Origin of the sequence: Dietzia sp. E1 (genome assembly GCF_014145015.1) — a bacterium.
Taxonomy (GTDB): domain Bacteria; phylum Actinomycetota; class Actinomycetes; order Mycobacteriales; family Mycobacteriaceae; genus Dietzia; species Dietzia cinnamea_A.
The window spans coordinates 1-4,764 of record NZ_JAALDU010000050.1 but is presented as its reverse complement, the minus strand read 5'-3'; the positions used below and the strand labels follow the sequence as shown (position 1 = coordinate 4,764).

Annotated in this window: 4 protein-coding genes; all 4 read left to right on the top strand. The window is 60.6% G+C overall.

The features are described 5' to 3' along the window. The coding region (locus G6030_RS02390) for a TniQ family protein (protein ID WP_182642087.1) at nt 1-1,130 on the top strand (1,130 nt) is incomplete at its 5' end. A 124-nt stretch (nt 1,131-1,254) separates the two neighbouring features. Beyond that, nucleotides 1,255-1,869, top strand: a complete 615-nt coding sequence (locus G6030_RS02385) for a recombinase family protein (protein ID WP_182642088.1) — start codon at nt 1,255-1,257, stop codon at nt 1,867-1,869. Nucleotides 1,870-3,287: 1,418 nt separating this feature from the next. After that, nucleotides 3,288-3,704, top strand: coding sequence for a hypothetical protein (locus G6030_RS02380; protein ID WP_131886716.1), 417 nt, complete (start codon nt 3,288-3,290; stop codon nt 3,702-3,704). Nucleotides 3,705-3,917: 213 nt separating this feature from the next. After that, complete coding sequence (locus G6030_RS02375) at nt 3,918-4,514, top strand: recombinase family protein (RefSeq protein WP_182642086.1); 597 nt, start codon at nt 3,918-3,920, stop codon at nt 4,512-4,514. The last annotated feature ends 250 nt before the right edge of the window (nt 4,515-4,764 follow it).

The following is a 4,764-nucleotide window of genomic DNA, read 5'->3' as shown; positions in this document are numbered from 1 at the left end:
GTGAAGCCCTCACCTCATGGCTTCACCGGATCGCCGACAGATACGGGATCACCGTCGATGAGCTCGCATTCGACCTCGGCCACTCCGTCGACCGCGATGCCGATCTCGACATGACTGCTCCGCCGGGATTTGTCGAGCAGCTGTCAATCAGGACCGGAGTGGGCACCGACCGGCTCCACGGCATGAGCATCAGCGGATACACCCCGTGGCTACTAGACGACCTCGTACCCGGCACCGGCACGTTCCTCACCTACACACAACAACTGGCGGTGCTCTTGCCAGCGGGCAAACGTCGGCGCCGGACTGTCAAGACATGGCGAGCCTGGACCCCAACCGATGCTGACCGGTGCCACCGGGCCTGCCCACAGTGCGTACTGGAATCGACACCACCGCATCCCTACCTGCTGACGTGGTCGCTACCCCTGATGCTCTCTTGCCCCGTCCACGGCTGCTGGCTGGAACACCACGACGGTCCGCCCGGCTCCTACTACAGCTGGCATCCGCCGTGGTACCCGCCCGAACCGCGGGAGGCCTCCTCCGCGATCCGACGAATGGACGCCCGGACATGGCAGGCACTCACGGGCGGGTTTGTAGGTCTCCCACGCCGCCGCATCCACGCCGGCATCTGGTTCCGGCTACTACGCACCGTGGTCGATGAACTCGGAGCCACCATGGGCGACTGCGGCACCGCCCAACGAATCAGCCGCGAGGTGTGGCAACTCGCCGGGCACCCAGTCCGGGCCGGCCAATCGATGTGGCGTCCCTTCGAAGCACAGACCCCGCAGACACAGCAGCGCACCCTCGAGGCAGCAGCCATCGCCATGGACCTGCTCGAAAGCGGCGACCTCACCGGACGAGGCGACGCCGCGCCGCTGTTTCTCCCCGAACCCGACGTCTCCATTACCCCAGGTCCGCCTCGACAGACACACAAATCTCTCGAAGACCGTTGGCAAGATCTCGCTGACGCACTGAAGGCTGTCATCGAGGATGCGAAAACGAACCCCAACAGCGCCCGTCAACTATTCGCCATGATGACGATGTATCCCCGAGGCGATGCCGCCACGCACAACCAGCGAGTCCGCGCGAACTTCGAGGAGCTCGGAATCTCGCTCGACTTCTTGTCACAATAGATCGAACCGATACCGTCTGTGCGACGTAGAATGAGTGACGGGTTAAGTGACGAAATCTCGCCGTAGCGGCTCGCGCGCCCCATGTGTCATGTAAACGAACGAATAAGTGACGGAGGTGGCGGCAGTGTTAGTCGGGTACATGCGGGTCTCGAAAGCCGACGGTTCTCAGAGCACGGATCTACAACGGGATGCGTTGCTTTCGGCTGGCGTCGAGACCGATGCCCTGTATGAGGACAAAGCCTCCGGCAAGAAGGAGGATCGGCCAGAGCTGGCCTCCTGCTTGAAAGCTCTCCGATCCGGCGACACCTTGATCGTGTGGAAGCTGGATAGACTCGGCCGAGACCTCCGGCACCTGGTCAACATCGTTCACGATCTGACCGAGCGAGGCGTAGGCCTGAAGGTCTTGACCGGGCAGGGCGCGGCGATCGACACCACCACCGCATCCGGAAAACTGGTGTTCGGCATCTTCGCCGCGCTAGCCGAGTTCGAACGCGAACTCATCTCGGAGCGCACTAAAGCCGGGCTGGAGTCGGCGCGAGCTCGAGGTCGCAAGGGCGGTCGCCCGTACAAGATGACCCCGGCCAAGGTTCGTCTCGCAATGGCGTCCATGGGTCAGCCCGAAACCAACGTCGCAGCGCTATGCGAAGAACTGGGCATAACGCGTCAGACCCTGTATCGACACGTATCACCTACAGGGGAGTTGAGACCAGACGGAAGAAAGCTTCTGACGAAGTCATGACCCCAACTCCAGCGCCACCAGCCAGCGCGACGCTCGTGTCGTCGTCCAGACAAATCCGGAGGAGTCCTCTCCCCTACCGGCAGAACCGCACTCCGGCTAACCCGTGTGAGCATCGAGACTGCAATCTCCGGCTAGCCTTCATCGCCATTCAGCCGTGCGACCACGCCATCGGCGTCGACATCTTCAAGAACAGCGATCTGTATGGACTCTCTCTGAAGACTGCCCTGCACCCTGACTGCATGTTGCCGTCGATCTTCGTCACCAGACGCGTGTTTTCGCCAGCTTCGGACGCTTCTGTCGAAATCTTCAGGATCACAGATTCTGAAAATTGGCCCTGCCAAGACCGGGACCCGTTACGGTGTTAACTAGCTCGCCAAAAGGCGAGCAGGGCCCTTCGGCAACCTGCCCCAAAGACGGCCTCGTACTCCTTTGACACCCACGGGTTCCACCTCAATACAGTTGATGGTCGACGAACCTGGCGACGCGAATAGCGAGGACAAGGAATGAAACGGCATAGCAAAACACTAACTGGAATCATAGGCGCAGCGATGTTGTGCCTAGTCGGAGTTCCGACAGCGCTGGCCCAGGAAGCTACCGGCGTTGCAGTGGACGCCCCAATCACAGTCAGTCCAGAACTCGCAGAGCTCCTATCGCCCCAAGAGTTGTCTGAGTTGAACAGCGGACAATCGACCGAACGCGCAGAGGGGGGCCCTGAGATATCCCCCATGACATGGACAAACTGCAAGGTATATGAGAATCGGATATGGCCCTTTTCGGATCGGAACGCGTGCTTTAACATAAACGGCTCAGGTCTTTGGGCAGATAACCAATCGGTCTGGTTCGATAGCTCACGAAATGAAGGCGAGCCGTACACCTACGTAAACGCGAGGTACAACGTCGATCGGCCTAACGGAATGTACTGGTGGGGGACCGGAGGCGGCGCAGTCAACATCCTGGACGGACATGGCGTTACCATGCCCGTGAACGCATTCATCGAGGCTGGGAATTGGTGTCTTCGGTTCCAGTTGCAAAGGACAAGCGGAGAGTGGGAAAACTGGCAGGAAGTCTGCGGCCCCGTTTGGGCGTAGCAACTCAATGGTAAACCAGACTTCAGGTGGTTCGCGGGCGATTTTTAATCGCCCGCGAACTGGCACTTCCGAATCAACTTGAAATTATCCCTTTGAAGTTAGGCCCCACTGGACCATCTTCTTCAATTTTTCCCTCTAGATTATTCAGCCGCCCTGTCAGGATTATTGGTTTAGATCAATGCTAAGAGTGGATATCTGCAGTTTAAGTAAAACGAAACTCTCCCCAATTCCATAGCGCGCTATGAAGAAGCACATCGCTCTCCTCGGACCCCTCCACGCCCGGCAGGGTAGAGTGACCCTGCAACTCGCCCCACTATCGAATGGGTAATTATGCCAGCCAGCAAAACTCCTCGGCGTAGATTTAGTCCATTTGGCACCACTACGCTCGCGCTGGTCGGCATCGCGGTCGGCTTGGCGATTTATACCGTTGCGTTCGTCATGAACTCGCCCCACCAAACCTGCGTGCCCAAATTGTTGACGCTCTCACTGGAGCACGGCGCAACGGAAATAACGAAGGGCTCCTATAGCACCGAGTGGGCGGGATTCGTCACGACTCGCTGCGAAGCCATACTTGTAAACGGCCCCAACGCTGGGGCGACGCTTTCCGAACGCGTCATGGAATGGGGCCCCTCAGCGGTGGCGGCGAGCGGGCTTGCGGTCGCGGTCACCGGCCTGTGGTTCCTGCTGCCGCCACCCCGCAAGAAAGTCGGTTCTCATGCCGGCTCTTCATGGCCCTTCCGCCGATAGCCCTCTCGGATGGGGTCCAACCAGCACAGGCCCGGCGAACCGTCGGACTCCGCCCAGTCGCCGTGAAGACGACTTCTGAGATCGAGGCCGCCGCCTTTTGAAAGCGACAGGTTTCCTGGCTCTACGGCCACCCGCCGGTGTCTCATTAAGTCATCTTGTCGACATTCGTCTCAGGATCGGCCTCGGTAGGGGTTTATGGGGCATCATCGGGCCATGAGGCATCTGGGGTACACCCGCGTCAGTACCGCGAGTCAGGACGCGCAGTTGCAGTTGGATGCACTCGTAGATTCCGGGGTTCAGAAGCGCGACGTCTTCTCTGACGTCACCTCGGGGAGCCGGGCCGCGATCGAGCGCCCGGGGATGAAGCGGCTGATGGACTACATCGAGCCCGGCGATACCGTCGTGGTGTGGCGCATTGACCGCCTCGGCCGCTCCCTGATCGATGTCCTCAATACCGTGAACCTGCTTCGCGACAAGGGCGTGAAGATTCGGTCGCTCTCGGACGGCATCGACCCGGAGACCACCTCCGGCCGGTTGATGCTGGGCATGCTCGCCACCCTGGCCGAGTACGAGCGCGAGCTCATCACTGAACGCGTCAACGCCGGCATCGCCGCGGCGAAGCAGAACGGCACGAGGTTCGGTCGGCCCCCGGTCGATCCCGCAGTGATCGCCGAAAAACTCGACATCGCCCAGGACGCCCGAAGAAAGGGCCGCACCGCCGCCGAAGCGGCCAGCTTGGTCGGATGGTCCCGCGCCACCCTCTACCGCCACCAGCAAGCCGCCCGAGCCCTCGAGGCGCTCGAGCCTTAATGCAGGTGGCGCCGTCAGGTATCGCCGCTAGAACGCCGCCACCGAGCAGCGCGATTTACCGGTACACCCGTTCGGGACGATATGCTGTTAGGGACGCGCTTCGGATAGCAGGGTTCTGATGATCGGGTAGCGCGAGTATGAGCATCGGATAGCGGTGCCGGTCCTCGTGTGCTCGTGTCGGTTCTACGCGTGGCAACCAGGCTGCGCGTGGATCCGAACAGGAGGCACGGGTGACTGATTACCGATTGGT

Bases quoted from the DNA above. Each gene is read 5' to 3' on its own strand.
- G6030_RS02375 (WP_182642086.1), top strand. From the start codon at position 3,918: ATGAGGCATCTGGGGTACACCCGCGTCAGTACCGCGAGTCAGGACGCG.
- G6030_RS02380 (WP_131886716.1), top strand. From the start codon at position 3,288: ATGCCAGCCAGCAAAACTCCTCGGCGTAGATTTAGTCCATTTGGCACC.